This window comes from Nocardioides sp. NPDC057772, assembly GCF_042798075.1.
Lineage (GTDB): Bacteria > Actinomycetota > Actinomycetes > Propionibacteriales > Nocardioidaceae > Nocardioides.
The window spans coordinates 18,641-43,561 of sequence record NZ_JBHVKN010000001.1 but is presented as its reverse complement, the minus strand read 5'-3'; the positions used below and the strand labels follow the sequence as shown (position 1 = coordinate 43,561).

The window sequence follows — 24,921 nt, the reverse complement described above, 5'->3', positions numbered from 1 at the left end:
TGGCCCGAGATCAGGAGAGGGAGAGGAAGACCTTCTCGAGCTCCTCGATCTGCTCCGGGCGGTCTCCGTCGGCGTGCGCACGGCGCAGCTCGTTGGAGAGCAGCGCGAACGCCGCCTTGTCGAGGGCCCGAGTCACTGCCTTGAGCTGGCCGACCACGTCGGCGAGCTCACGGCCGTCTTCGATCATGCGGAGCACGCCACCGAGCTGGCCCTGAGCCCGGCGGACTCGATTGACCACGCTCGTCGTCTCCGCGTCCCGAGGCTGGGGGACGGTCACGTCGTCAGTCAAAGTCTTGCCTTCCATCGTTTCTGGCATCATTCCTGGCTCGTTGTTGTATCCCCCGGGGGACAACGGTCCAGACCAGTTGGCGTTACGGTTCTTTTTGCCTGATTCCCGTTTTCGCCTACATGGGCCAGAAGTTCGTGCTAAATGGCCACCGGCCACACGACCTCGACACGGTTGCCGAACGGGTCACGGACGTGGAAGCGCTCGAATCCGTCGGCGTTGCGACGCTGGCTCCAGTCGACGTCGAAGCCGAGTCGCGCGAGCCTCGACCCCAGCGCCTCGAGCTCTGCCTCGGTCCCGACAGCCAGAGCGGGATGGGCCTTGGCCTGCGGCCGGTGCGGATCCTCGACCCCGAGGTGGATCTCCGCACCGCCGGGCGAGCGGAACCACGCGCCGCCTCGCTTGGCGAGCTTGGCCGGCTTGGGCACCTCGGTCAGGCCGAGCCCGTCGGCATAGAAGGTCCTCGCCTCGTCCTCGCGGCCAGCGGGCATACCGACCTGTACGTGATGGATGCGCATCAGGCAGCCTGCCTGCGGGCGACCACGAAGACGCGACGGAACGGCAGCAGGACGAAACTGTTTCCTACGGAATCGTTTCGTACCGGATAGGCCTGCGCCAGACGGTTCTTGAGCTCCTCGGCGAACGGCTCGAACAGCCCCGCCTTCTCCAGGGCAGCAGCGGTGGGCCGCAGGCTCGTGCCGGCGATCCAGGTGAAGACCGGGTCAGCGCCGGTCAGCACGTGCAGGTACGTCGTCTCCCAGGCATCGACCTCGAAACCCTCTCCGGCCAGCACGTCGAAGTAGTCGGCCGGATCGTGCGACCCCGGAGCCTCGAGATGGCGGGCGTGGTCGGCATAGGGCTCCTCGGCGGCCAGCTCCTCGCGGAGCCGGTGGCTGGGTTCGCCGAAGTTGCCCGGCACCTGGAAGGCGAACCATCCGTCGTCGCTCACCGCACGGGCGAGCGACGGCAGCAGCTCGAGGTGACCCGGGACCCACTGGAGGGTGGCGTTGGAGAGGAGTACGTCAACAGACCCGGGCACCGACGCGTCAGCCCAGTCACGAAGGTCCGCCACCGCGAAGTCGACGCCATCGACGGTCGCGCGCGCCTTGTCGATCATCGCGGCACTGGAGTCCACCCCGACGACCCCGGCCTCCGGCCAGCGCCCGGCCGCGAGCGCGGTCAGGTTGCCGGGACCGCAGCCCAGGTCGACCACCGACCTCGGCCGGTCAGCGGAAACCCGGCGGAGCAGGTCGACGAACGGCCGACCGCGCTCATCGGAGTAGGTCAGATAGCGCTCGGGATCCCATGCGGTCATGGCGTACGTCCTCTCGATTTCTCTTGACGTCAAGATATTCCGATCGTCCTCCCGACTTGTCTCGATGTCAAGATTCTCGATGAGGCGGACTTGGGCTAGGCTCGACGCATGCGCGACGAAGTCGACGACCTGAGCGAGGCTTGGGCACATGAGCGGCCCGATCTCGACCTGGGTCCCGTCGAGATCTTCTCGCGTCTCTCCCGCCTCTCACGCCACCTCGACCTCGCTCGGCGCGACGCGTTCTCCGGTTCGGGGATCGAGTCGTGGGAGTTCGACGTGCTCGCCGCACTGCGACGCGCGGGCGACCCCTACGAGCTCTCCCCTGGCCGGCTTCTACGCGAGACCCTGGTGACCAGCGGCACCATGACCAACCGGGTCGACCGGTTGGCCTCCCGCGGCCTGGTCGAGCGACTCCCGGACCCGGCCGACCGCCGCGGCGTGCTCGTCCGGCTCACCCCCGACGGCAAGGCGACCGTCGACAGCGCCTTCGAAGCCCTGCTCGCGGCCGAGCGGGAGTTCCTCGACGGGCTCTCTGCCGACCAGAAGAGCCAGCTGACCGATCTGCTGCGCCGCCTGCTGGCCCCCTTCTCGGCCTGACCGGTCTCCACGCGCGCTGTAACACGCTGTTCGTAGGACCATCCGGTCGTTCGAATAGGGCGAGTAGTCCCACGAACGACGTGTTACAGCAGCCGTGGGCTGCTACTCGAGCACCTCAGCCGCCTCGAGCCACTCCAGCTCGAGCTCGTCCTTCTCCGCCGCGAGCTGGTCGAGCTCGGCGCTGAGCTCGGCGAGCCGGGTGTAGTCGTTGACGGCCTCGGCCATCGCGAGCTCGAGCTTCTGCTGCTGCTCACCGATCCGCTCGAGCTGTTTGTCGATCCGGGCGATGACCTTCTTCGCCGCCCGCTCCTCGGCCGAGCCGGCCTTGGCCTTGGCCGGGCCTGCAGATGACGTCTCGGCCGACGTGGGTGACGCCTCGGCCTGCGGAACCGACGGCTCGGCAGGGATCGGGAGACGTCGCTCGAGGTATTCGTCGACGCCGCGCGGGAGCATGGAGATCTGGCCATCACCCAGGAGCGCCCAGATGGAGTCGGTGACGCGCTCGAGGAAGTAGCGGTCGTGGGACACGACGATCAACGTGCCGGGCCAGGCGTCGAGGAAGTCCTCGAGGACGTTGAGGGTCTCGATGTCGAGATCGTTGGTGGGCTCGTCGAGCAGCAGGACGTTAGGCTCGGTCAGGAGCAGACGCAGCAGCTGGAAGCGGCGGCGCTCACCGCCGGAGAGGTCACCGATGCGGGTGACGAGCTTGTCGCCGGTGAAGCCGAAGCGCTCCAGCATGGAGGTCGCCGAGAGCTCCTGGCCGTCGGTCGTCTTGGTGACGCGCCTGATCGACTCCACGGTCGGCAGCACCCGAGCGTCGGGGTCGAGGTCGTCGAGCTGCTGGGTCAGGTGCTGCAGCGCGATGGTGCGGCCGTGGCGTACCTTTCCCGCCGCAGGCGCCAAGGTGCCGTCCAGCAACGACAGCATCGAGGTCTTGCCGGCGCCGTTGACGCCGACGATGCCGATCCGGTCTCCCGGACCGATCCGCCAGGTGGCGTGCGAGAGCAGCTGCCGCTCGCCGCGGAACAGGTCGACGTCCTCGACGTCGATGACGTCCTTGCCGAGCCGCTGGGTGGCGAACTTCTGCAGCTCGAAGCGGTCTCGAGGCGGAGGTACGTCCTCGATGAGCTGATTGGCGGCGTCGATGCGGAACTTCGGCTTGGACGTACGCGCCGGGGCGCCGCGACGCAGCCAGGCCAGCTCCTTGCGGACCAGGTTCTGGCGGCGTACCTCGGAGGCGGCCGCCTGTCGCTGCCGCTCCGCCTTCGCCAGCACGAAGGCGGCGTAACCACCTTCATAGGCGTCGACCTGACCGTCGTGCACCTCCCAGGTGAACTGGCACACCGCGTCGAGGAACCAGCGGTCGTGGGTGACCACGACGAGGGCCGAGGTGCGCGCGGCCAAGTGGGAGGCGAGCCAGGCCACGGCCTCGACGTCGAGGTGGTTGGTGGGCTCGTCGAGCACGATCAGGTCGTGTTCACCGAGCAGCAGCTCGGCCAAGGCACAGCGGCGACGCTCACCACCGGAGAGACCCATGACGGAACGATCGAGATCGATCCCGGCCAGGAGCTGCTCCACGATCTCCCGAAGCGCAGGCACAGCCGCCCATTCGTGGTCCGAGCGCCCGCCGAGCACCGCCTCCCGGACGGTGTGGGAGTCCACGAGGTGGTCGCCCTGGTGCAGGAACCCCACGAGCAGCCCACGCTGGCGCGAGACGCGACCGGAGTCAGGCTCCTCCAGGCCGGTCATCACCTGCAGCAGCGTCGTCTTCCCGTCGCCGTTACGGCCGACGATGCCGACGCGGTCACCGGCGTTGATACCGAGGGAGACGTCGTCGAGGAGGGGCCGGATGCCGTAGGCCTTGGAGACGTGCTCGAGGTTGAGAAGGTTCGCCATATCGCCTCCCATTGTCCCCGAGGGCGGTGAGCCGGCCTGCATCGCGGCGGCCACCCAGCGGCACACCGGGCGGACGAACCGCCCCTGACCTGCCTAGACTCCGTGCAATGGTCGAGAAGACGCTCCGCGAGCACACCCAGGGCTCGCGTCAGATGATCCTCGAAGCAGCGCTCCGGCTGGCAGCCGAGCGCGGCTACGTCGGCACGACGATGGCGCTGGTCCGGCGCGCCACCGGTCTGCCGCCGTCCTCCCTCTACTGGCACTTCCCCAACAAGGACCAGCTGCTCGCCGAGGCGCTCGAGCACGGCTACACCCGCTGGCACCGGGCCGTCCCCCGTTGGGAGGAGACGCCCAGCCGAGGAAACCTGCGCGAAGGCCTGCTGGCCAACCTGCGGCGGACGACCTCGGACACCCGCGACGCCGAGGCCGACTGGTGGCGGATGGGCCTGATGCTCGCCCTCGAATCCGGACCGACCGTCGGCGACGGCCCGCGCCAGCGCTTCCTCCAGATCCGCACCCAGACCCTGGCCGGTTTCGAGCTGTGGTGGTCCGAGGCGGTCGACCTTCCGCCCGCCCACATCGAGACCCTCGCCCGGCTGACCCTCGCCGCCCACGACGGTCTCTTCATCCATGTCCAGACCGATGAGTACGCCGAGCTCGACCCGCTCCGGCAACGGCTCGCCGACGGCCTGGCCGCCATCGCGAACCACCTGCGCAAGCAGGACCCGGCAGCGACGCCGGCGGCCGTGGAGCTGCCGCCCGTGACGTACGAGGGCAGGAGCGGCAGCCGCGAGAAGCTGGTCGCGGCCGCGTTGGAGGTGGCCGCGGAGAGCGGCTACGAGGGCGCCTCGATCAGCCGGATCTGCGCGGCGGCCGGGCTCCCGGCCTCCTCGGTCTACTGGCATTTCGCGAACAAGGACGACCTGTTCTCGGCGGCGGTCGACGACTCCTACCGCGCCTGGCAGGGCGCGCAGTCCTCCTGGCAGCCCCCGCGCGCGGACTGCGACTGCTCCACCGAGCTCCCCCGGATGCTGACGCCCCTGGTGGCCAGCCTCCGCCGGCTGCCACCGTTCCTGCGCATCGGCCTCATGCTCGTGCTTCCCAAGCGTCCCGAGCCACTTCCCGGCCGGGACCGGTTCCTCGCCGTACGCCTCCAGGCGCGAGCAGACTTCGCGGGCTGGTTCCGCGGCGCCCTCGGCGAGAACGGGCCGGACCACGCCGACGAGATGGCCGCGCTCCTGCTCGTGATCGCAGACGGACTTCTCTTCGCCGAGGCGCTCGACAGCGCCGACATGCCACCGGCCACGACCTCGGACCTGCTGGCGCGACTGGTCACGGCGACGCCGTTTCATACACAGATAAGCCACTGACCTACTACCGTAGATCCACAGCCGATCTACGACGCTAACGGTCGAAAACGCATCGAAATGTATGCCGTGTCATCTATTTCCGCAGGTCAGGAATGAGATTTATCCAACATTTCCACCACAACCTCCGGAACGATCGTTACAGTGACTGCTGTCACAGAGAGCCGGGACCGCCAGATCCCCCCGTCGTGGTGTGTCTTCGGCTCAGTAAAGGAGATCCCCCATGAGCGTCTCTGCTATCCCCACCCTGGCTAGTCAGCACGACCATGAAGGTGCCCCGAGGACGACCTCCTCGGCGACCCCGTCTGCGACGAAGGCCCTCCAGATCCTGGAGGCATTTCTCGGAGCCGGCCCGAAGCTCGGTGTCAGCGAGATCGCGCGCACCGCGGGCCTACCCAAGTCGACCGCCTTCCGCCTGTTGCGTCACCTCGAGCAGAGCGGATACGTCGAGCGCACGGGCCGCCACTACGTCCTCGGCCGCCGGCTCTTCGAGCTCGGCAACGCGGTGCAGATCTGCCGCCCGCAGGGCATCCGTGAGACCGCGATGCCGCATCTGGCCGAGCTCTACGTGGCCACCGGCAAGACCGTCCACCTCGCCATCCTCGAAGGCACCGACATCGTCATCCTGGAGAAGATCACCGGACGCGGCGGCATCCAGCCGGACACGTACGTCGGTGGTCGGGCGCCCGCGGCCTGCTCGGCCCTCGGCAAGGCGATCCTCTCCTTCAGCGACCGCAACCACATCGCGGCGGTGCTGGAGTCCGGCCTGGTCAGGCGCACCCGCCACTCGCACAGCGACCCGGCGAAGTTCCTCGCCGAGCTCCGCCGCGCCAACAGCGAGCGCATCGCCTTCGACCGTGAGGAGGCCCAGCTCGGCATCGTCTGCGCCGCGGTCCCGATCATGATCGAGGGCCGCGCGATCGCCGCGGTCTCCGTCTCCGGCAGCGCCGCCGGCTTCAACGCGGCGAGCATCACCCGCCACCTGCGCCGCGCCGCCGCGGCGATCTCCGACGAGGTCGTCACCAGCGCCGCGTAGCACCCCTGCCGAGGCGTCACGTACGCCGGCCGAGACGTCGGCTACGTCGGCCGAGGCGTCACACGCTGACGTCTCGGCCGATCTGACCGACGTCTCGGCCGACGGGGCCGACGCCTCGGCGGGTCGGGGTCAGTAGGTGATCACGTGGGCGCCGGCGACGGGGCCGGGAGCGGTCCAGACGCGGTCGTACGCCTTGGCCTGCATCACTCCGGCGACCTCGCGGGCGTGGGCAGCGTCGCGGCAGAGCATGAGGATCGTCGGGCCCGATCCGGAGAGCTGGACGGCGAGGGCGCCGGCCTCCTCGCCGTCGGCGAAGGTCTGGGCGAGGTCGGGACGGAGCGCGAGCGCGGGCGCCTGCAGGTCGTTGGCGAGGGCCTCGGCGAGGATCTCGGCGTCGCCCTTCTCCAGCGCCATCAGCAGGCTCTCGGGCACCTGTGGGTCGCTGACCTCGGTCCCGGTGCGCTCGTCGAAGGCGCGGTAGACCGACGGCGTCGAGAGCCCCTGCTCGTTGCCGACGACGACCCACCACCAGGCGCCGTTGTCGGTCAGCGGCTCGACGATCTCACCACGGCCGCCGCCGATGGCGGTGGCGCCGACGAGCGCGAAGGGTACGTCGGAGCCCAGCTGCCCGGCCAGAGCCAGCAGATCCTCGTCGGAGGTGTCCAGCGACCACAGCCGGTCGAGCGCGACCAGCGTCGCGGCCGCATCGGCGGAGCCGCCGGCGAGACCGCCCGCGACCGGGATGCCCTTGTGGATCTCGATCCTCGCCGCCAGGTCGAGGCCGTGGTGGGCAGCCAGCGCCTTGCCGGCCCGCACGACGATGTTGTCGTCGCCGGTCGGGACCTCGCCGAGCGCGATGTGGTCCTCAGCGGTGAGCGCGACCTGCCACTCGGCGGCGTCGCTCACCGTGACGTCGTCGTAGAGCCCGATCGCCTGGTAGACGGTCGCCAGCGGGTGGTAGCCGTCGTCGCGGACCGGCCCGACCCCGAGGTGCAGGTTGAACTTCGCGGCCGCACGGACGGTGATCGTCATGAGGGAGCCTTCTTGCCGGAGCGGAGCCCGAGGCGATCCGCGTGGAGCGATTCGGTGATGCGTACGAAGTCGTCGACGGTCAGCGACTCCCCGCGCGCGAGCGGGTCGATGCCCGCCGTGACCAGCGCCTTCTCGGCCGCGTCAGCGGAGCCGGCCAGCGGCTTGAGTACGCCGCGGAGCGCCTTGCGGCGCTGCGCGAAGGCTGCGTCGACGACCGCGAAGACGTCCTCGCGGGAGACCGTCGTCGAGGGCGGCTCGCGGTGACTCCAGTAGACGAGCCCGGAGTCGACGTTGGGCGCCGGCCAGAAGACGTTGCGGCCGATCGCGCCGGCGCGGCGTACGTCGGCGTACCAGGCGGCCTTGACCGAGGGGACGCCGTAGACCTTGGAGCCGGGCTTGGCCGCGAGCCGGTCGGCGACCTCGGCCTGCACCATCACCAGCCCGTGGCGCAGCGACGGCAGCAGAGACATCAGGTGGAGCAGGACCGGGACCGAGACGTTGTAGGGCAGGTTGGCCACCAGCGCCGTGGGCGGCGGGCCCGGGACGGACTCGACGCGGAGGGCGTCGGCGCGGATCAGGCTGAACGCGTCGGCCTGATCGGGGGCGTACTCCTGGATGGTCCGCGGCAGCCGCTCGGCCAGGACCTCGTCGATCTCGATCGCGGTCACCTGTGCGCCGGTCTCGAGGATGGCGAGGGTGAGCGACCCGAGGCCCGGGCCGACCTCCACGACGACATCGGAAGCGCCGACACCGGACTCGCGCACGATCCGGCGGACGGTGTTGGCGTCGATGACGAAGTTCTGTCCCCGCTGCTTGGTGGGGCGCAGATCGAGCTCGGATGCGAGCGACCGCACCTCCGCCGGGCCCAACAGGCGCGGCGGGGTGCGGTCGGTCATGGGTACAGACTATGGCCCGAAGGCCGAAACAGCCTTACTGCGGCAGACCGAGCTGCTGCGAGCAGTGCGGCCAGGCGCCGTAGCCACCGTTGGCGTCACGGAGCTTGGTCGCCACCGCGATCTGAGCCTCGCGGCTGTTCTCGTGGGGGTAGCCGGAGCCACCGTAGGCCTGCCAGGTCTGCAGGTTGAACTGCAGACCGCCGTAGTAGCCGTTGCCCGTGTTGATCGCCCAGTTGCCACCGGACTCGCACTGGGCGAGCCGGTCCCAGACGGTGCTGCCGCCGGCGAAGTTGGCCGCCGGGGCCTTCTCCTTGGTGCCGACCTTGACGATGCGCGGCTCGGCCTCCTCGATGACATTCTGCTCGAGGACCTTCCGGGAGACGACCTGGCCGTTCTTGTAGAAGATGCGGTAGGTCACCGAGCGGACGCCGTCGGAGCCCTCGTCGATGACCTCGGTCTCGCCCTCGTACATCGACGAGTCCTCGCGCTCCTCGACCGGCGCCTCGATGGTCTCACGGGCGACCCCCTGGTTCTTGGCGGAGAAGTCGGTGAACACGATCCTCTGACCGGTCTTCAGGGCCTTGTCGGAGGCCGGCGAGACCTTGTCGCGACGCTCGAGCTCGACCCCGAGGTCCGCGAGCGCGTCGCCGACGGTCAGCGCGGTCACGCTCACCTTCTTGGCCTTCTTCCCTGCCAGCTCGACCTGGACGGTCTTCGGGGTGACGACGTCGAGCGACATCCCGTCGCGGCCGATGTAGGCACCGCGGCTGGTGGAGAGCTCAGCTCGGTCGTAGTCACGGCCGAGCTCGGCGAGAGCGCCACCGACGGTCGTGGCGGTCACCCAGTGGTCCTGGGACTTGCCATCGACCTCGAGGGTCAGCTGCCGGGCGTAACGGACGCTGATCGCGCTGCCGTCCTCGACCTCGGTGTCGAGCGAAGGGGCGACGGCGTCGCGGTCGCCGACCTCGATGCCCTGGGCTTCGAGGACCTCACCGACGGTGTCGGCGTGGACGCTGACGTCCTTGGCCTTGCCGTCCACCGAGAGGATGACATCGGTCTGGGAGGTCTTGACTCCGTATGCGGTGCCGCCTGCGGCCACCACTGCTGCGGCGAGACCGCCGACCAGAATGGCCTTACGACGACGAGTAGATGCGATGTTGCGAACCCATGAGGTGGTGCTGCTGACGGGCACAATGCTCCGATGTTCGTGCTCCCCGGGCACGGGCGCACGGTGTTGCGAGATCTGGTGATCTACGCGCTGAGGCCCACCCCCAACACCGTCCGGATCTATCCCGACCCCGGCTTTTCGCCGGACAGCGGAACAAATGCGGGCGGTTAAATGCAAGTCCCCTGCCCGCTCCGCAGGCAATTACAAGCATGCAATCTCAGCACCAAATGGGCACCAGGGAGCGTTGTCAATACCTGACGCAGCGAATGACAGGTGTGCGATTCACCACGCCGAAATCGCAGGTCAAGCGGGTTGATCAGGGTTGATGTCGTAATCCCGCCACGAAATATCGCGCCCGCTGGCCAATAGGCGACAAATCCTTTACAGGTAACTGCGTTGCTTGGTGTTGTACTCCGAAGCCATCAGCGTCGTGATGGCCCGTCGTGCCGGTCGGTTCTCGGGAAGGCAGATGTGCGCGATGTCACCACACTCCGGAGGAACGATGAACAAGCGCGTTTTCAGCGCCCTCGCCGCAGTTGCGGTCGCGGGAGTGACGCCGGTTGCCCTCTCCCACTCGACGGCCAGCGCCGCCGAAATGAACAGGACCCCGGCTTCCGCCAGCGTGAAGCAGAAGATCGACAACAAGCCAGACGCGCTCCACACCAAGCGCACCGAGCTGAAGCAGGCCGCCGCCGAGGCCCTCGTCACGGGCGAGAAGAAGACTGTCACCAAGAACGGCAGTGAAGTCGTCAAGATGGGCAAGGGCGACAACACCCGCTGGGTCGAGCACCAGCCGACCGAGAAGTCCCAGCTGCTCAGCTTCCTGGTGGAGTTCGGCGAGGGTGGCAACCCGGCGTTCCCCGACAACACCTCGGGCCCGCTCCACAACGAGATCGAGGCCCCGGAGGAGGGTGACAACTCCACCTACTGGGAGCCCGACTTCTCGCGGGATCACTACCAGGACATGTTCTTCAACGAGGACCCGAGCGCCGAGTCCTTCCACAACGTCTACAAGGAGATGTCGAGCGGCCGCTTCGACCTCCAGGGCGACACCAGCGACTGGGTGAAGCTCCCGCACGCCGCGTCCTACTACCAGAGCGAGACCGGCGACGAGACCGCCTCCTCGATGAAGAACTTCATCCAGGACAGCGCCAACGCCTGGTACGACGCCCAGAAGGCGGCCGGCAAGACCGACGCCGAGATCGTGTCCTACCTGAAGGACTTCGACATCTGGGACCGCTACGACATCGACGGTGACGGCAACTTCAACGAGCCCGACGGCTACATCGACCACTTCCAGGCGATCCACTCCGGCGAGGGCGAGGAGGCCGGCGCCGACCCGTGGGCCATCTGGTCGCACCGCTGGGCCGCGAACGCCTCCGGATCCGAGGGTCCGTCGAACTTCCCGAAGGTCGGCGGCGTACAGATCGGCAACACCGACATCTGGATCCGTGACTACACCACGGAGCCGGAGAACGGTGGCCTGGGCGTCTTCGCGCACGAGTTCGGCCATGACCTGGGTCTGCCGGACTTCTACGACACCGCCGGCGGTGAGAACGGCACCGGTTTCTGGACCCTGATGAGCTCCGGCTCGTGGCTGGGTCACGGCGACGGCGCGATCGGCACCACCCCGAACCACATGGGTGCCCCGGAGAAGCTCTTCCTCGGCTGGCTCAACTACGACACCGTCGACGCCGGCACCGCCAAGAAGCTCACGCTCGGCCCGTCGTACCACGACACCGGCGCCAAGACGCCGCAGGCGCTGATCGTCAACCTGCCCGACGGCAAGAAGACGTACGACGCCGGCGACGGTTCCTCCGGGCGCTCGTTCCTCTACTCGGGCAAGGGCGACGACCTCTCGGCAACTGCGACCACCCCTGAGATCGCCATCCCCGCGGGCGGCACGCTGACTGCCAAGGTGAAGTACGACCTCGAGAAGGAATACGACTACACCTTCGTCGAGGCTTCGACCGACGGCGGCTCGACCTGGTCCACCCCGCTGAAGACGAACCTGTCCTCCACCTCCCCCGAGGCCAACAACGGCATCGACGGCACCTCGGACAGCTCCTGCACGACCAACTGCAAGACCAAGGACCCGGTCGAGTTCAAGGACCTGTCCGTCGACCTGTCGGCGTACGCCGGTCAGACCGTGAAGCTCCGCTTCCGCACCGCCACCGACGGTGGCGTGCACTACTACGGCTTCGCGATCGACGACCTGGCTGTCGGCTCGGCCTACACGACGGACTTCTCGTCCTTCGACGGCTGGACGGTGAACAAGTACTTCCAGCTCACCGACGGCACCTACACCCTGCCGTACAAGCACTTCTACATCGCCGAGAACCGGCAGTACAAGGGCTACGACAAGACGCTGGCCGAGGGTCCGTACAACTTCGGCTACGGCGTCACCGCGCCGGACAAGGTCGACCACTACCGCTACCAGGACGGCCTGCTGGTCTGGTACCAGAACGGTCTCTACTCCGACAACAACACCTCCACTCACCCCGGTGGCGGCCAGGCACTGATCGTCGACGCCTCGGCCGGCGTCCAGAAGTGGTCGAACGGCACCCTGTCTCGTAACCGGATCCAGGGCTACGACTCGACCTTCGACGTGGACCGCACCGACGCGCTCCACCTGGAGAGCGAGATCGCCGGCGCTCCGAACAACGTTCTCGACATTCCGTCGCGGAAGGGTGTCTCCACCTTCTTCGACAGCTCGGAGACGACCTACTGGAACCCCGCCAACCCCCGCCACTCGACCAAGACCGCCGGTAGCGGCGTGAAGATCGAGGTGCTCTCCTCCGACGAGAAGGCCGGCATCATGAAGATCAGCGTCTCCTGACCTGACCATTCGGCGAGAGATTAGCCCGTGGCGGTCGCCTCGGGCTCTTCTTCGATCTCAGCAGGTCACCAGGTCCCGCCGAAAGCCGCTTCGGTGTTGGTGTTGACGGCGTTGCAGAGCGCCTCGAGGTCCTCGCCGCGTACCTCTGCCATCACCCGCATCGTCGCCGGGATCATGTAGCTGGAGTTGATCGCGCCGCGGTGGGGATGGGGCGTCAGGAAGGGGGCGTCGGTCTCGACCAGGATGCGGTCCTGGGGCGCGATCGCGAGGGCGTCGCGGAGGTACTGGGCGTTCTTGAACGTCACCGTGCCGGCGAAGGAGAGGTAGGCGCCGCGGTCCAGGCACTGCCGGGCGAACTCGGCATCGCCGGAGAAGCAGTGCATCACCCAGCGCTCCGGCGGACCGACGCTGTCGACCACCTCGAGCACCGCCTGGTGGGCGTCGCGGTCGTGGATCATCAGGGTCTTGTCGAGACGCTTGGCGATGTCGATGTGACGCCGGAAGGAGTAGGCCTGGGTCTCGCGGCCGTCCTCGTCGGTGCGGAAGAAGTCCATCCCGGTCTCCCCCACGACGCGCACCTTGTCGTGCGCGCCGGCGAGCTTCTCGATCTCGTCGAGCGCCGCCTCGAGGTCGGGCTGGCGGGGAGCGTCGTTGGGGTGGAGCGCGACACCGGCGACCATGTTGTCGTACGTCTCGGCCGCCTCCACCGCCCAGCGCGCGCCGGGCAGGTCGCAGCCGATCTGGACCACCCTGGTCACGCCCACCGCCGCCGCCTGGGCCAGCGCCTCCTCGACCGGGAGGCTCTCGTCCCCCCGGACGATGTCGAGGTGGGTGTGGTTGTCGACGACCGGTGCGGGCAGTGGCTCGGGTGCCGGGGCGAAGCTCATGCTCACCAGTCTTCTACACGCTCTTGTGCACGAGGTCGTAGACCTCGCGTTTCGGTACGCCGGCGAGCTTGGCGACCTCGGCGATGGCCTCTTTCCTGGTGCGGCCCTCGCCCTCCAGGTCGGCCACGGCCTCGCGAAGGCTGTCGGGGTCGCTGCCGATCTCGGCAGAGGGGTCGGCGCCGGTGACGACGATGGTGACCTCTCCTCTCACTCCGTCGCGCGCCCAGTCGACGAGCTCGGCGAGGCCGCCACGGCGTACTTCCTCGTGGGTCTTGGTGAGCTCGCGGCAGACCGCAGCGGCCCGGGTGTCGCCGAAGACCTCGCGCATCGCCTCCAGGGCGGCCTCGGTGCGATGAGGGGCCTCGAAGAAGACCATGGTGCGCTCCTCCTTCGCCAACGACGCGAGGCGGCGGGAGCGCTCGCCCGCCTTGCGCGGCAGGAAGCCCTCGAAGCAGAACCGGTCGACGGGGAGCCCGCTGACGGCCAGGGCGGTCAGGACGGCCGAGGGCCCGGGCACCGCGGTGACGCGTACGTCCTTCTCGACCGCCGCCGCGACCAGCCGATAGCCCGGGTCGGAGACCGAGGGCATGCCGGCATCGGTGACCAGCAGGACGCGGTTGCCGTCGAGGAGGTCGGCGAGCAGCGCCGGCGTACGCGCACTCTCGTTGCCCTCGAAGTAGGAGACGATGCGGCCCTTGAGCTCGACCCCGAGATCGGTCGTCAGCCGGCGCAGGCGACGGGTGTCCTCGGCGGCGATGACGTCCGCGGTGGCCAGCTCGGAGGCCAACCGGGGTGGGGCGTCTTCGACACGTCCGATGGGGGTTGCCGCGAGTACGAGCACGCCGTCGTCTGGAACTACCACCCCGATATTGTCGCAGGCCTATAGGGTGCCATCGTGACAACGACGGTGACCAGGGCCGACGAGCCCATGGAGGGGTTGGCAAGCACCCCCTCGGGTCACCTTCTCCCGACCGCCTGGGAGCGTGCTCGGCGCCGCATCAGCGGCTCGCCGCGAGCCGGCTGGGCGGCGACGATCGGGATCACCCTGCTCGCCTTCCTGCTGCGGCTGTGGCACCTCGGCACCCCGAAGGTCTTCGCCTTCGACGAGACCTACTACGCCAAGGACGCCTGGGCGCTGCTGGAGTTCGGCTACGCGCGCAACTTCATCGAGGGCGCCGACGAGAACATCCTGGCCGGCCAGCTCGACGGACAGTTCGCCGACGGGCCGTCGATGATCGTCCACCCCGACGTGGGCAAGTGGCTCATCGCGATCGGCATCAAGCTCTTCGGGATGGACCCCTTCGGCTGGCGGATCGCGTCCGTCGTGGTCGGCTCGCTCCTGGTGCTGCTGACGATCCGGTTCGTACGCCGCGTCTCCGGGTCCATGCTGCTCGGTCTCGTCGGTGGCATCCTGGTCACCTTCGACGGGCTCGCCTTCGTCCTCTCCCGGCTGGCCCTGCTCGACCTCTTCGTCGCCTTCTTCCTGCTGCTCGCGGTGCACCTGATGGTGATGGACCGCGACTGGTGCCGGCGCCGGTTCTCGGCGCTCGCGCCCACCCAGCTGGCCGAGCCCGGCGCCTGGGGTCCGGTCCGGCGCATGCTGTTCCGGCCGTGGCTGCTCTGCTCGGGCATCGCCTGGGGCCTGGCGATCGGCTGCAAGTGGGAGGCGCTCTACCCGCTGGCCGCGTTCGGCCTCCTCTACGTCGCCTGGTCCGCCGGGATGCGGCGCTCCTTCGGCGTACGTCTCTCCTGGCTGCGTGCCTGTGTGGCCGACGGACCGACGGCGTTCGTGCACCTGGTGGGCGTCGCACTCGCGGTCTACGTGATGACCTGGATCCCGTGGATGACCCACGCCGACGTCTACGAGAAGGCGCTCTCCTCGACGCAGTACACGCGCTACTCCGGCGAGGGCCACTGCGAGAACAAGTCGTACGTCCCCGAGAACCTCAACGACAAGCGCTGGCCGACCGCGACCGAGCCGGACGCCTCCGGTCTGGGCGAGGCGGTCCAGTCGGTGCGGTCGCTGTGGCACTACCACCGCGACGTCTACACGTTCCACACCCACTTCCTGGAGTGCGCCGAGCACACCTACGGCTCGCACCCGATCGGCTGGCTGGTCCTGAACCGGCCGGTGGGCGTCGCCGCCGACACCGGGATCCTGTCGGGCTCGAAGTCGCGCGGCGAGATGTGCGAGGCGACGCCGACGGCCGATCCGGACGGCGACGGTCCGCAGGAGGCGGGGACCTGTCTACGACAGGTGCTGCTGCTCGGCACCCCGGTGCTGTGGTGGGGCGCCTTCGTCGCACTGATCGTCTCGGCCTTCATGTGGGTCGCCGCGCGCGACTGGCGGTTCGGGGTCGCCGTCGTCGGGGTGCTGTCGACGTGGCTGCCGTGGCTGCAGTACGCCGGTCGGCCGATCTTCTCCTTCTACATGATCATCGCGCTGCCGTTCCTGGTGCTCGGTCTGTGTCTGTGTCTTGGCAAGCTGCTCGACCGACCGCCGCCCCTGGCCGGAGGCAGTCCCGCTGCCAGGCGCCGGGTCGGGGGCGCGATCGCCGGTGGCATCTTCGTGGTGCTGGTGATCTGCAACTTCGCCTGGTTCTGGCCCATCTACACCGACGAACTGCTGACCAGGCAGGAATGGCTGACGAGGATCTGGTTCAAGCGATGGATCTGACGCATGTGGTGCGTGGTCGGGTGCCCCGGCCGGGCGGGTTCGACGATGTCGTCGTGACGGTGACTTCGGGGGTCGTCTCCGACGTACGGGCCGCCGCGTCCGGTGACCCCGCGTCCTCGGGGATCCTGCTGCCGGGCCTGGTGGACATCCACAACCACGGCGGCGGTGGCGCGTCCTTCCATTCCACGTCGCCGGAGGAGATCGCGGTTGCCGCCGGCGTCCACCACGCCGCGGGCACGACCACGCTGCTCGCCTCGACCGTCACCGACGCGCCTTCTCGGCTGCTGTCCGTGGTCTCGGCCCTGGCCACCGCAGCGGAGGACGGGCTGATCGCCGGGATCCACATGGAGGGGCCGTTCCTCGAGCACTCCTGCCGCGGGGCGCACGACCCCGACCTGCTCCGGGCACCGGATGCCGGGCTCGCCCGCGAGCTCGTCGCCGCCGCGCGTGGCCACCTGCGGGTGATGACGCTCGCGGCGGAGCTTCCCGGAGCCGACGAGGTCGCCGCGGTGCTCACCGAGGCCGGGGCCGTGGTGGCGTTGGGGCACACCGCAGCATCGGCGGAGCGGGCTCGCGCGTTCCTCTCCGGGCCCGGTGGTCTGGTCACCCATCTGTTCAACGGGATGCCGCCTGCCCACCATCGCTCTCCGGGGCCTGTGCTCGGGTCCCTGGGAGCCGCGGGTGTCGGTGATGCCTGCGTGGAGCTGATCGCCGACGGCGTACACCTCGACGACGAGACGGTCCGGGCGGTCATGTCGATGGTGCCCGGCTCGGTCGTTCTGGTCACCGACGCGATGGCCGCTGCCGGGATGGCCGACGGCGACTACCAGCTCGGCCCGCTGTCCGTGGAAGTACGCTCCGGCGTCGCCCGCGTCGCCGACGGGACCGGCAGCGGATCGATCGCCGGTGGCACCTCCCGCCTCCTCGACCAAGTGCGCCGCCACGCGGCCGCCGGGGTCGACCTGGCCATGCTCATGAAGGCTGCCAGCCTGCGGCCGGCCTCGGTGGTCGGGCTCGACGCGGGCCGCCTCGAGACCGGTGCCCGCGCCGACCTGCTGGTCACCGACGAGTCGCTGCAGCCGATCCGGGTGATGCGCGGCGGGGCCTGGCTGTCTGCGTAGGCCGGGCTCGTATTCTGAGCACCATGTCCTCCACGGAGTCCTCCTCCCCAATCGTCGCCGGGCTCGTGCCGAAGTGGGCGGTCGCGGCCTTCGCGGTCGACGTCTTCTTCGTGCTCCTCTTCGCCTTCGCCGGGCGCCAGTCGCACGACTCCGGTCCGGCGCTCGTCGTGCTCCGCATCGCCTGGCCGTTCCTGGTCGGGCTCGTCGTGGCCTGGGCCGTGGTGGCCTGGCGGCGCTGGTCGGCGGTCCGCGCCTGGCCGGCCGGCGTGGTCGTCTGGTCGGGGACGTACGCCATCGGGATGGTGCTGCGCGGCCTCACCGGCGAGGGTCTCGCGCCGGCCTTCCTGGTCGTCTCGATCCTCTTCCTCGGCCTCACCCTGGTCGGCTGGCGCGGCTACGTCAGCGCCAAGCTCCACTACCGCTCGAGACGCCTCGCTGACTGACCTCTGCCGAGGCGTCAGGTACGTCGGCCGAGTTGTCATCGCCGTGCCAGCTCGGCCGACGTACGTGACGCTTCGGCCGACGCGGGCGACGCCTCGGCTAGAGGGTAGCGGCTGCGGCCACGGGGTCGAAGCCGAAGGGGAGCTCCAGGCGATGGGCCCGCATGAAGTCGGCGTTGGACAGCACATCCACCGTGCGGCCCTCGGCGGCCACGACGCCGCCGTCGAGGATGACGGAGCGCTCGCAGAGCTCGAGGGCGTACGGCAGGTCGTGGGTGACCATCAAGACCGTGACGTCCAGGCCGCGGAGGATGTCGGCGAGCTCGCGGCGGGAGGCGGGGTCGAGGTTGGAGGACGGCTCGTCGAGGACGAGGATCTCGGGGTCCATCGCGAGCACGGTGGCGACCGCGACCCGGCGGCGCTGACCGAAGGAGAGATGGTGGGGCGGCCGGTCGGCGAACTCCTCCATCCCTACCTTCGCGAGCGCCTCCGTGACCTTCGCGTCGAGGGCCTCGCCGCGCAGGCCGAGGTTGGCGGGGCCGAAGGCGACGTCCTCGCGGACGGTGCCCATGAAGAGCTGGTCGTCGGGGTCCTGGAAGACGACGCCGACGCGGCGGCGGATCTCCTTGATGTTGGCCTTGGTGACCGGCAGCCCGGAGACCGCGACCGAGCCGGCGCCGGCCAGATGGATGCCGTTGAGATGCAGGACCAGCGTCGTCTTGCCGGCCCCGTTGGGCCCCAGCAACGCCACCCGTTCGCCGCGGTGGACGTGCAGGTCGACGCCGAAGAGCGCCTGATGGCCGTCGGGATAGGCGAAGGCGAGGCCGCGTACGTCGAGGACTGGAGTGGTCACCGGGGCATTCTCCCTGTGTAGCCGCGCGAGACCATCGCCAGGTGCACCCGCTCGCCGCGCTCGAAGGAACGGATGAACAGGGCGCCCACCGATCGGGCGAGCACCGGCCAGTGGAGCGGGTTGCGGGCGACGAACCCTCGGGAGGCGCGCGCCACCGCCATCCGGCGCATCTCGTCGGTCACGACCTCGAGGTAGCGCACCATGAACGCCATGATCTGCACCAGCTGCTGAGGCAAGCGCAGCCGCTCCAGGCCGTGGACCAGCTCCTGCGGCGTCGTCGTCGCGGCCAGCAGCAGGCCCGCGATCACACCGAGCGTGCCCTTGGCCAGCAGTCCCCACGCGGAGAGCAGACCCGACTCGCTCAGGCTCAGCCCGAGCACCTCGATCCGCGGCCCGTGCGCGATGAACGGCATCAGCACCGCGAACACCACGAACGGCGTCTCGACCACCATCCGCTTCAGCACCCACCCCGGACGCACCCGGCCCACCGCCCCGACCGTCACCAGGACGGCGAGAAAGAACGCGTACGCAGCGAACCACTCCCGCGGGGTCGCCACCACCACGAGCATGAAGCCGACCAGAGCCAGCACCTTCAGATGGGCGGGCACCGGATCAGGCCTCGTCGGAGGAGCTGCCGGACCGGCGGCGCACGACCATCGCCAGACCACCCGCGAGCACGAGCACCACGGCGGTGCCGATCACGCCGGCCAGACCACCGGAGAGCCGCTCGTTGTCGACGCCCTTGGTGCCGTAGTCGGCCAGCGGACCGTCGGCGGTGCCGTGCTCGGAGGCGCTGTCGAGGAAGCCGGTCCTGCCGGCGACGTACTCGAGGCCGTCGGGATGGGCGGAGGCGTAGTAGGACACGACGCCGGCCAGGAGCAGGGCGACGACCGCGATGCCGACGGCGACCCACTTGAAGGGCACGGTGCGCTTCGATGCGGTCGTCATGCCACCGACTCCTTCGGCTTGATGACCAGGTCACGCGCGGTGATCACGCCGCGGGCGCCGTAGACGAGGTCGGGGCGTACGGACAGGATCGCGCCGACCGCGAGGAAGGTGATCACGCCCTCACCCAAGCCGATGAGGGTGTGCCAGCCGAGCATCGCGGTGGCCAGCGTGGTCAGCGAGATGTCGGCGGTGCCACCGACGGCGTAGAGCGCGGTGAAGACGAGCGCGGCCGCGGGCACGGAGACGAAGGCGCCGATCGCTGCCGCGGGCGCGACCAGGCCGACCCGCTTCGGCAGCACCTTGAGCAGCACCCGGCTGACGACCCAGCCGACAACCACCGTGGTGACCGCCATGAGCAGGATGTTGGTGCCGAGCGCGGTGATGCCGCCATCGGCGAAGAGCAGCGACTGCACGATCAGCACGACCGAGACGCACAGCACCCCGGTCCACGGGCCGACCAGCACCGCCGCGAGGGCGCCACCCATCAGATGGCCGCTCGTGCCCGCACCCACCGGGAAGTTGAGCATCTGGGTCGCGAAGACGAACGCGGCGACGAGGCCGGCCAGCGGAGCGGTCTTGTCGTCGAGCTCGCGGCGCGCGCCGCGCAGCGCGACACCGACAGCGACGACAGCGACAGCGCCGGTGGCGATCGACGTCGGAGCGTCGAGGAAGCCGTCGGGGACGTGCATGGTCACCTCTGGGATCTGCGTGGGGTAGGTCGAAGTGGAGCCCGAGACATGAGAACTGCTAACGCGAACTTATCGCAATAGCCTCGCCCGCGCACCGTCCGGTCGGGTAGTGAATCAAGACGTCTGAGGTGTCAATCTGCGCCAAATGAATACTTCTCAAGTCATGACTGTCCGCGTACCGTCGAGGACATGAGCAGCGCCGCCAACGACATCGTCATCTGCGAGCCCCTCCGCACCCCGGTCGGCCGCTTCCTGGGGGCCCTGTCGCCCCTGACCGCGACCGACCTCGCCACCACCGTCCTGCGCGAGCTGGTCGAGCGCACCGGCCTGCAGGAGGGTGACGTCGACGACGTCATCCTCGGCAACGGCTACGCGAACGGCGAGAACCCCGCGATCGGCCGCATCGCCGCCCTCGACGCCGGCCTCGGCACCGGCGTCCCGGGCCTCCAGATCGACCGCCGCTGCGGTTCTGGTCTTCAGGCCATCCTGTACGCCGCTGGCTCCGTCGCCACCGGCGCCGCGAACCTCGTCATCGCCGGTGGCGCGGAGTCGATGTCCAACGTCGAGCACTACGCACTCGGGCTGCGCGGCGGGGTGAAGCAGGGCGGCATCGAGCTGCTCGACCGTCTCGACCGGGCCCGAGAGACCGCCGGCGGCAAGGATCACCCGATCCCGGGCGGCATGATCGAGACCGCCGAGAACCTCCGTCGTGAATACGGCATCTCCCGCGAGGAGCAGGACGAGCTCGCGCTGCGCTCCAACCAGCGCGCGGTGGCCGCCCACGAGGCCGGCAAGTTCGCCGACGAGCTGGTCCCGGTGACCGTCCCCGGCGGGCGACGCAATCCCGACGTCGTCGTCGACCGCGACGAGCACCCGCGTGCCGACATCTCCCTGGAGAAGCTCGCCTCGCTGCGCCCGGTCCGGCTGAAGATCGACGAGGAATCGACGGTCACCGCGGGCAACGCCTCCGGCCAGAACGACGGCGCCGCGATGTGCATCGTGACCACCCGCGCCGAGGCCGAGAGGCGCGGCCTGACTCCCCTGTTGACGCTCAAGTCGTGGGCCGTCACCGGCTGCGAGCCCGAGCGGATGGGCATCGGTCCGGTCCCCTCGAGCAAGGCCGCGCTCGGTCGCGCAGGGCTCACCCTCGACGAGATCGACCTGATCGAGCTCAACGAGGCGTTCGCCGCCCAGGTCCTCGCCGTGCTGCGCGAGTGGAAGATCGACGCGACCGACGAGCGGCTCAACCCCAACGGCTCCGGGATCTCGCTGGGTCACCCGATCGGCGCCACCGGCGCCCGCATCCTCGCCACGGCCGCCCGCGAGGCGCAGCGCCGCGAGGCCAGGTACGTCCTGGAGACGATGTGCATCGGTGGCGGCCAGGGGCTCGCGGCGGTCTTCGAGTCGGTGCGCTGAGGCGTACGCCCCCTTCATTTCAGTAGAGCCTTCGAGAGAGCAGAGAAGACATGGGTTTGGACAAGGTGGTCGGGTCGGCCGCGGAGGCGGTCGCCGACATTCACAGCGGGGCCAGCCTGGCCGTGGGCGGCTTCGGGCTGGTGGGCATCCCGTGGTTCCTGATCGAGGCGCTGCGGGAGCAGGGTGCGGACGACCTGATGGTCGTCTCCAACAACTGCGGCGTCGACGGGGCCGGGCTCGGGCTGCTGCTCGACGATCACCGCATCTCCCGGGTGATCGCGAGCTACATCGGCGAGAACAAGGAGTTCGGCCGCCAGTACCTGGCCGGCGAGATCACCCTCGAGCTCACCCCGCAGGGCACGCTCGCCGAGCGGATGCGCGCCGGCGGCAGCGGGATCGGCGCGTTCTACACCCCGACCGGCGTCGGCACGATGGTCTCCGACGGAGGCCTGCCCTACCGCTACAACCCCGACGGCACGGTCGCCGAGGCCTCCGAGCCGAAGGAGGTCAGGGAGTTCCACGGCAAGCAGATGGTGCTCGAGGAGGGCATCATCACCGACTTCGCGCTGGTCCGCGCGACCCGCGTCGACCGGGCCGGGAACGCCCAGTTCCACGCCTCCTCGCGCAACTTCAACGTGCCGGCGGCGATGGCCGGACGGGTGACCGTCGTCGAGGCCGAGGAGGTCGTCGAGGTCGGCGAGATCGACCCGGCCGACGTGCACCTTCCCGGGATCTTCGTGAAGCGGATCGTCGCGCTGACGCCCGAGCAGGCGGCGCGCAAGGACATCGAGAAGCGTACGACGCGCGGCGAGCGCCCCACCGAGACCACTTCGAGCAAGGAGGCCTGAGTCATGGCTTGGGACCGCAACCAGATGGCCGCACGTGCCGCGCAGGAGCTCCAGGACGGCGACTACGTCAACCTCGGCATCGGCCTGCCGACGCTGATCCCCGACTACATCCCGGAGACCTCGACGGTCGTGCTGCACGCCGAGAACGGCATCCTCGGCGTCGGCCCGTTCCCCTACGAGGACGAGGTCGACCCCGACCTGATCAACGCCGGCAAGCAGACCGTGACCGTCCTTGCCGGGGCCTCCTACTTCGACTCCGCCACCTCGTTCGCGATGATCCGCGGTGGCCACATCGACGTCGCCGTACTGGGCGCGATGCAGGTCTCGACCAACGGCGACATCGCCAACTGGATGGTGCCTGGCCAGATGGTCAAGGGCATGGGCGGCGCGATGGACCTGGTCTCCGGCGCCGGGCGCGTGATCGTGCTGATGGAGCACGTCACCAAGAAGGGCGCCCCCAAGCTGCTGGCGGCCTGCGACCTGCCGCTGACCGGCCGCGGGATCGTGAAGCGGGTCATCACGGACCTCGGTGTCCTCGACGTCTCAGGTGAGGCGTTCGAGCTCGTCGAGCTGGCTCCCGGGGTGACGTACGACGAGGTCGTGGCGGCGACGGGCGCACCGGTGGTCGACAAGACGGCGGCAGCGGTCGCTTAGTCTCACTATCCAATATCGGAACCGGGTTCCGTAACTCGCGTTTGCACTCTCTCGTTTCGAGGTGTGATACCCACCACACCCCTGGAGTGAGTCGTGAAACTCGGCAGACTGGCATTCCTCGTTCCGTTCCTGGCTCTCGTCGCGACCTTCCTGCCCCCGGCACTCACGCCGACCGTCGCCTCGGCGGCGCCTGCGGCCACCACCCAGGCGCCCCAGGCGCGGGTCGGGACCTGGAAGCCGCGGCCGGCGACGTACGGCGTGGTCGTGGAGAAGGACGTCGAGATCGCGATGTCCGACGGGGTCGTGCTGCGCGCCGACGTCCACCGTCCTGCCAAGGCCGACGGCACCCCCGCGGCGGGTCGGTTCCCGGTGATCCTGACGCAGAACCCCTACAACAAGAACGTCTCCGGCGGCGCCACGGGTGGGGGCGGCGACTACTTCGTGCAGCGCGGCTACGTCTTCGTCCAGACCGACGTGCGCGGCACCGGCTCCTCCGCCGGCCAGTGGGACGCGTTCGGCGACCGCGAGCAGAAGGACGGCCTCGAGGTCGCCAACTGGGCGACCTCGAAGAAGCGCCCGTGGAGCAACGGCGAGCTCGGCCTGTGGGGCCCGTCCTACATGGCGATCAACCAGTTCTTCACCGCAGCCCAGCACCCGCGCGGGCTGAAGGCGATGTTCCCGATCGTCCCGGCCGGCGACGTCTACCGTGACGTCGTCGCCTCCGGCGGGCAGATCGACGCCGGGTTCATCCCGCTGTGGTTCGGGCTGGTCACCGGATCGGGGCTGGTGCCTCCGGCCGTCAACAAGGCCCGCCCGGAGGCCACGCTGACCACGTTGCTGCAGCACGTCGGCGGCGCCCTCGGGTTCCAGGTGCCCATGCTCGTCAGTGCGGCGCTGGGCAGCGACGCCGCCTACGACGGCCCCTTCTACCGGAAGCGCTCACCGCTGAGCGTCGTCGACGAGATCGACGTGCCAACCTTCATGACGGGCGGCCAGTACGACATCTTCCAGCGCGGCACTCCGATGCTCTTCGACCGGATGCAGCGCAACGGCGTCGACGCCAAGCTGCTCATCGGGCCGTGGACGCATGCCGAGGGCTCGATGGGCGGCGGCCTGGAGGGCAGCGGGATCGGCAGCCTGAACGAGATGGCGCTGCGCTGGTTCGACACGCACATCAAGGACATCCCCGACACCACCCTCGACCTGGACGTCGCCCCGGTGACCTACCACGAGATCGGGTCCGGGAAGTGGCGCACGATGAGGTCGTGGCTCGGGAGTGAGGTCAGAGCCAAGACGTACGCCCTCGGGTCGGCCCTGAAGCCGGTCGGCGGCGACACCGTCGTGCCGCTGCCGGTGCAGGGGCTCTGCTCCCGGAGCACCTCGCAATGGACCGCCGGCGCCCTCGCGATCCCCGGCTGCGAGACCGACAACCGGATCAACGATGCGCTCGGGGTCTCCTACGAGACGGAGCCGGCGACCTCCGACCTGGCGTTCTCCGGTCCGATCAACGCCGATCTGTCCGTGTCCACGACCGGCACCGACGGGCTGATCGCGGTCTCCGTCGAGGACGTCGCTCCCGATGGATCCGTCGACCGCATCACCGGCGGCTGGCAGACCCTGCGTCACCGTGCCGTCATCGCGTCGAGGGCGCGGACGCTGAACGGTCAGGTCGTCCAGCCCTGGCACCCCTTCACCCGCGAGGCCGAGCAGTCGGTGACTCCCGGCACGATCTACCGCGTACCCGTCGAGGTCTTCCCGACCGGTGCCGTGATCAAGAAGGGCCACCGCCTCCGGGTCACGGTCCACTCCTACGACGTCCCGCACCTGCTGCCCAACGTCAAGCAACTGGTCCGTGGTGTGGCCGGTGTGGTCACCGTCCATCACACCAAGACGCACCCCTCGACACTGATCCTCCCGGCCCGGAGGTAGGGCCGAGAGGATCTCGCGTCGCGGATC

24 protein-coding genes are annotated in these 24,921 nt (G+C 69.3%); 11 read left to right on the top strand and 13 right to left on the bottom strand.

Going from position 1 to position 24,921, the window contains the following annotated elements:
- Positions 1 to 10: 10 nt before the first annotated feature.
- The 3 genes from ACFVJS_RS00220 to ACFVJS_RS00210 form a co-directional block, all read right to left on the bottom strand.
- Complete coding sequence (locus ACFVJS_RS00220; RefSeq protein WP_008362591.1) at positions 11 to 277, bottom strand: metal-sensitive transcriptional regulator; 267 nt, start codon at positions 275 to 277, stop codon at positions 11 to 13.
- Between the two features lie 149 nt (positions 278 to 426).
- Positions 427 to 804: a VOC family protein gene (locus ACFVJS_RS00215; RefSeq protein WP_378876205.1), complete on the bottom strand. Its 378-nt coding sequence runs from the start codon at positions 802 to 804 to the stop codon at positions 427 to 429.
- On the bottom strand, positions 804 to 1,601 hold the full coding sequence (locus tag ACFVJS_RS00210) for a methyltransferase domain-containing protein (protein WP_378876203.1): 798 nt from the start codon (positions 1,599 to 1,601) through the stop codon (positions 804 to 806). Before ACFVJS_RS00210 ends, ACFVJS_RS00215 begins: the two co-directional genes overlap by 1 nt.
- Positions 1,602 to 1,709: 108 nt before the next feature.
- Here ACFVJS_RS00210 and ACFVJS_RS00205 point away from each other — a divergent pair, with 108 nt between their 5' ends.
- The gene (locus ACFVJS_RS00205) at positions 1,710 to 2,198 is read left to right on the top strand and encodes a MarR family winged helix-turn-helix transcriptional regulator (RefSeq protein WP_378876201.1); all 489 of its coding nucleotides are present in this window, start codon (positions 1,710 to 1,712) and stop codon (positions 2,196 to 2,198) included.
- A gap of 102 nt (positions 2,199 to 2,300) precedes the next feature.
- Here ACFVJS_RS00205 and ACFVJS_RS00200 read toward each other — a convergent pair whose 3' ends face one another.
- Complete coding sequence (locus tag ACFVJS_RS00200; protein ID WP_378876199.1) at positions 2,301 to 4,094, bottom strand: ABC-F family ATP-binding cassette domain-containing protein; 1,794 nt, start codon at positions 4,092 to 4,094, stop codon at positions 2,301 to 2,303.
- A 107-nt stretch (positions 4,095 to 4,201) separates the two neighbouring features.
- Here ACFVJS_RS00200 and ACFVJS_RS00195 point away from each other — a divergent pair, with 107 nt between their 5' ends.
- Both ACFVJS_RS00195 and ACFVJS_RS00190 read left to right on the top strand, forming a co-directional pair.
- Positions 4,202 to 5,464, top strand: a complete 1,263-nt coding sequence (locus ACFVJS_RS00195) for a TetR/AcrR family transcriptional regulator (protein ID WP_378876197.1) — start codon at positions 4,202 to 4,204, stop codon at positions 5,462 to 5,464.
- Positions 5,465 to 5,684: 220 nt separating this feature from the next.
- Positions 5,685 to 6,497 carry an IclR family transcriptional regulator gene (locus ACFVJS_RS00190; RefSeq protein WP_165110623.1) on the top strand — a complete coding sequence of 271 codons (813 nt, stop codon included), beginning with the start codon at positions 5,685 to 5,687 and terminating at the stop codon, positions 6,495 to 6,497.
- A 129-nt stretch (positions 6,498 to 6,626) separates the two neighbouring features.
- On the opposite strand, the gene ACFVJS_RS00185 is transcribed toward ACFVJS_RS00190, so the two are convergent.
- Genes ACFVJS_RS00185 through ACFVJS_RS00175 form a run of 3 tightly spaced genes read right to left on the bottom strand, consistent with a single transcriptional unit; the run spans position 6,627 to position 9,617 of the window.
- Positions 6,627 to 7,529, bottom strand: a complete 903-nt coding sequence (locus ACFVJS_RS00185; RefSeq protein WP_378876194.1) for a 4-(cytidine 5'-diphospho)-2-C-methyl-D-erythritol kinase — start codon at positions 7,527 to 7,529, stop codon at positions 6,627 to 6,629.
- The gene (gene rsmA, locus ACFVJS_RS00180) at positions 7,526 to 8,425 is read right to left on the bottom strand and encodes a 16S rRNA (adenine(1518)-N(6)/adenine(1519)-N(6))-dimethyltransferase RsmA (RefSeq protein WP_378876192.1); all 900 of its coding nucleotides are present in this window, start codon (positions 8,423 to 8,425) and stop codon (positions 7,526 to 7,528) included. Before rsmA ends, ACFVJS_RS00185 begins: the two co-directional genes overlap by 4 nt.
- A 34-nt stretch (positions 8,426 to 8,459) precedes the next feature.
- Positions 8,460 to 9,617, bottom strand: coding sequence for a ubiquitin-like domain-containing protein (locus tag ACFVJS_RS00175; protein WP_378876190.1), 1,158 nt, complete (start codon positions 9,615 to 9,617; stop codon positions 8,460 to 8,462).
- 478 nt (positions 9,618 to 10,095) lie between these two features.
- Here ACFVJS_RS00175 and ACFVJS_RS00170 point away from each other — a divergent pair, with 478 nt between their 5' ends.
- Positions 10,096 to 12,432: an immune inhibitor A domain-containing protein gene (locus ACFVJS_RS00170; RefSeq protein ID WP_378876188.1), complete on the top strand. Its 2,337-nt coding sequence runs from the start codon at positions 10,096 to 10,098 to the stop codon at positions 12,430 to 12,432.
- 65 nt (positions 12,433 to 12,497) lie between these two features.
- Here the strand turns inward: ACFVJS_RS00170 and ACFVJS_RS00165 are convergent, their stop codons facing one another.
- Both ACFVJS_RS00165 and rsmI read right to left on the bottom strand, forming a co-directional pair.
- A complete protein-coding gene (locus ACFVJS_RS00165; protein ID WP_378876186.1) occupies positions 12,498 to 13,319 on the bottom strand; it encodes a TatD family hydrolase in 822 nt (273 codons plus the stop codon).
- A gap of 13 nt (positions 13,320 to 13,332) precedes the next feature.
- Entirely contained in the window at positions 13,333 to 14,181 is an 849-nt protein-coding gene (rsmI, locus tag ACFVJS_RS00160; protein WP_378876184.1) for a 16S rRNA (cytidine(1402)-2'-O)-methyltransferase, read from the bottom strand.
- A gap of 33 nt (positions 14,182 to 14,214) precedes the next feature.
- On the opposite strand from rsmI, the gene ACFVJS_RS00155 reads away from it, so the two are divergent.
- Genes ACFVJS_RS00155 through ACFVJS_RS00145 form a run of 3 tightly spaced genes read left to right on the top strand, consistent with a single transcriptional unit; the run spans position 14,215 to position 17,560 of the window.
- Positions 14,215 to 15,996 carry a dolichyl-phosphate-mannose--protein mannosyltransferase gene (locus ACFVJS_RS00155; protein ID WP_378876182.1) on the top strand — a complete coding sequence of 594 codons (1,782 nt, stop codon included), beginning with the start codon at positions 14,215 to 14,217 and terminating at the stop codon, positions 15,994 to 15,996.
- Positions 15,987 to 17,117, top strand: a complete 1,131-nt coding sequence (locus ACFVJS_RS00150) for an N-acetylglucosamine-6-phosphate deacetylase (RefSeq protein ID WP_378876180.1) — start codon at positions 15,987 to 15,989, stop codon at positions 17,115 to 17,117. Before ACFVJS_RS00155 ends, ACFVJS_RS00150 begins: the two co-directional genes overlap by 10 nt.
- Positions 17,118 to 17,140: 23 nt before the next feature.
- Complete coding sequence (locus tag ACFVJS_RS00145; protein WP_378876178.1) at positions 17,141 to 17,560, top strand: DUF3054 domain-containing protein; 420 nt, start codon at positions 17,141 to 17,143, stop codon at positions 17,558 to 17,560.
- 97 nt (positions 17,561 to 17,657) lie between these two features.
- Here ACFVJS_RS00145 and ACFVJS_RS00140 read toward each other — a convergent pair whose 3' ends face one another.
- From ACFVJS_RS00140 to ACFVJS_RS00125, 4 genes are read right to left on the bottom strand one after another with little or no spacing between them, the layout of a single operon-like run.
- A complete protein-coding gene (locus ACFVJS_RS00140) occupies positions 17,658 to 18,410 on the bottom strand; it encodes an energy-coupling factor ABC transporter ATP-binding protein (RefSeq protein ID WP_378876176.1) in 753 nt (250 codons plus the stop codon).
- Entirely contained in the window at positions 18,407 to 19,018 is a 612-nt protein-coding gene (gene cbiQ / locus ACFVJS_RS00135; RefSeq protein ID WP_378876174.1) for a cobalt ECF transporter T component CbiQ, read from the bottom strand. Before cbiQ ends, ACFVJS_RS00140 begins: the two co-directional genes overlap by 4 nt.
- Before the next feature lie 4 nt (positions 19,019 to 19,022).
- Positions 19,023 to 19,358 (bottom strand): PDGLE domain-containing protein, encoded by a 336-nt coding sequence (locus ACFVJS_RS00130; protein ID WP_378876172.1) that lies wholly within the window; start codon positions 19,356 to 19,358, stop codon positions 19,023 to 19,025.
- Entirely contained in the window at positions 19,355 to 20,047 is a 693-nt protein-coding gene (locus ACFVJS_RS00125) for an energy-coupling factor ABC transporter permease (protein ID WP_378876352.1), read from the bottom strand. The genes ACFVJS_RS00130 and ACFVJS_RS00125 overlap by 4 nt, the downstream gene beginning before the upstream one ends.
- Before the next feature lie 189 nt (positions 20,048 to 20,236).
- Between ACFVJS_RS00125 and ACFVJS_RS00120 the strand changes: the two genes are divergently transcribed.
- From ACFVJS_RS00120 to ACFVJS_RS00105, 4 genes are all read left to right on the top strand, one after another.
- The gene (locus tag ACFVJS_RS00120) at positions 20,237 to 21,463 is read left to right on the top strand and encodes an acetyl-CoA C-acetyltransferase (RefSeq protein ID WP_378876170.1); all 1,227 of its coding nucleotides are present in this window, start codon (positions 20,237 to 20,239) and stop codon (positions 21,461 to 21,463) included.
- 50 nt (positions 21,464 to 21,513) lie between these two features.
- Positions 21,514 to 22,311 carry a CoA transferase subunit A gene (locus ACFVJS_RS00115; RefSeq protein ID WP_378876168.1) on the top strand — a complete coding sequence of 266 codons (798 nt, stop codon included), beginning with the start codon at positions 21,514 to 21,516 and terminating at the stop codon, positions 22,309 to 22,311.
- A gap of 3 nt (positions 22,312 to 22,314) precedes the next feature.
- Positions 22,315 to 22,965, top strand: coding sequence for a CoA transferase subunit B (locus ACFVJS_RS00110; protein WP_378876165.1), 651 nt, complete (start codon positions 22,315 to 22,317; stop codon positions 22,963 to 22,965).
- 93 nt (positions 22,966 to 23,058) lie between these two features.
- Complete coding sequence (locus ACFVJS_RS00105) at positions 23,059 to 24,894, top strand: CocE/NonD family hydrolase (RefSeq protein ID WP_378876163.1); 1,836 nt, start codon at positions 23,059 to 23,061, stop codon at positions 24,892 to 24,894.
- The last annotated feature ends 27 nt before the right edge of the window (positions 24,895 to 24,921 follow it).

Coding starts and splice junctions, on each gene's coding strand:
- ACFVJS_RS00125 (WP_378876352.1), bottom strand. CDS start 20,047: ATGCACGTCCCCGACGGCTTCCTCGACGCTCCGACGTCGATCGCCACC.
- ACFVJS_RS00185 (WP_378876194.1), bottom strand. CDS start 7,529: ATGACGATCACCGTCCGTGCGGCCGCGAAGTTCAACCTGCACCTCGGG.
- ACFVJS_RS00170 (WP_378876188.1), top strand. CDS start 10,096: ATGAACAAGCGCGTTTTCAGCGCCCTCGCCGCAGTTGCGGTCGCGGGA.
- ACFVJS_RS00130 (WP_378876172.1), bottom strand. CDS start 19,358: ATGACGACCGCATCGAAGCGCACCGTGCCCTTCAAGTGGGTCGCCGTC.
- ACFVJS_RS00115 (WP_378876168.1), top strand. CDS start 21,514: ATGGGTTTGGACAAGGTGGTCGGGTCGGCCGCGGAGGCGGTCGCCGAC.
- ACFVJS_RS00200 (WP_378876199.1), bottom strand. CDS start 4,094: ATGGCGAACCTTCTCAACCTCGAGCACGTCTCCAAGGCCTACGGCATC.
- rsmA (WP_378876192.1), bottom strand. CDS start 8,425: ATGACCGACCGCACCCCGCCGCGCCTGTTGGGCCCGGCGGAGGTGCGG.
- ACFVJS_RS00120 (WP_378876170.1), top strand. CDS start 20,237: ATGAGCAGCGCCGCCAACGACATCGTCATCTGCGAGCCCCTCCGCACC.
- ACFVJS_RS00165 (WP_378876186.1), bottom strand. CDS start 13,319: ATGAGCTTCGCCCCGGCACCCGAGCCACTGCCCGCACCGGTCGTCGAC.
- ACFVJS_RS00210 (WP_378876203.1), bottom strand. CDS start 1,601: ATGACCGCATGGGATCCCGAGCGCTATCTGACCTACTCCGATGAGCGC.
- ACFVJS_RS00190 (WP_165110623.1), top strand. CDS start 5,685: ATGAGCGTCTCTGCTATCCCCACCCTGGCTAGTCAGCACGACCATGAA.
- ACFVJS_RS00110 (WP_378876165.1), top strand. CDS start 22,315: ATGGCTTGGGACCGCAACCAGATGGCCGCACGTGCCGCGCAGGAGCTC.
- ACFVJS_RS00145 (WP_378876178.1), top strand. CDS start 17,141: ATGTCCTCCACGGAGTCCTCCTCCCCAATCGTCGCCGGGCTCGTGCCG.
- ACFVJS_RS00215 (WP_378876205.1), bottom strand. CDS start 804: ATGCGCATCCATCACGTACAGGTCGGTATGCCCGCTGGCCGCGAGGAC.
- ACFVJS_RS00195 (WP_378876197.1), top strand. CDS start 4,202: ATGGTCGAGAAGACGCTCCGCGAGCACACCCAGGGCTCGCGTCAGATG.
- ACFVJS_RS00205 (WP_378876201.1), top strand. CDS start 1,710: ATGCGCGACGAAGTCGACGACCTGAGCGAGGCTTGGGCACATGAGCGG.
- ACFVJS_RS00150 (WP_378876180.1), top strand. CDS start 15,987: ATGGATCTGACGCATGTGGTGCGTGGTCGGGTGCCCCGGCCGGGCGGG.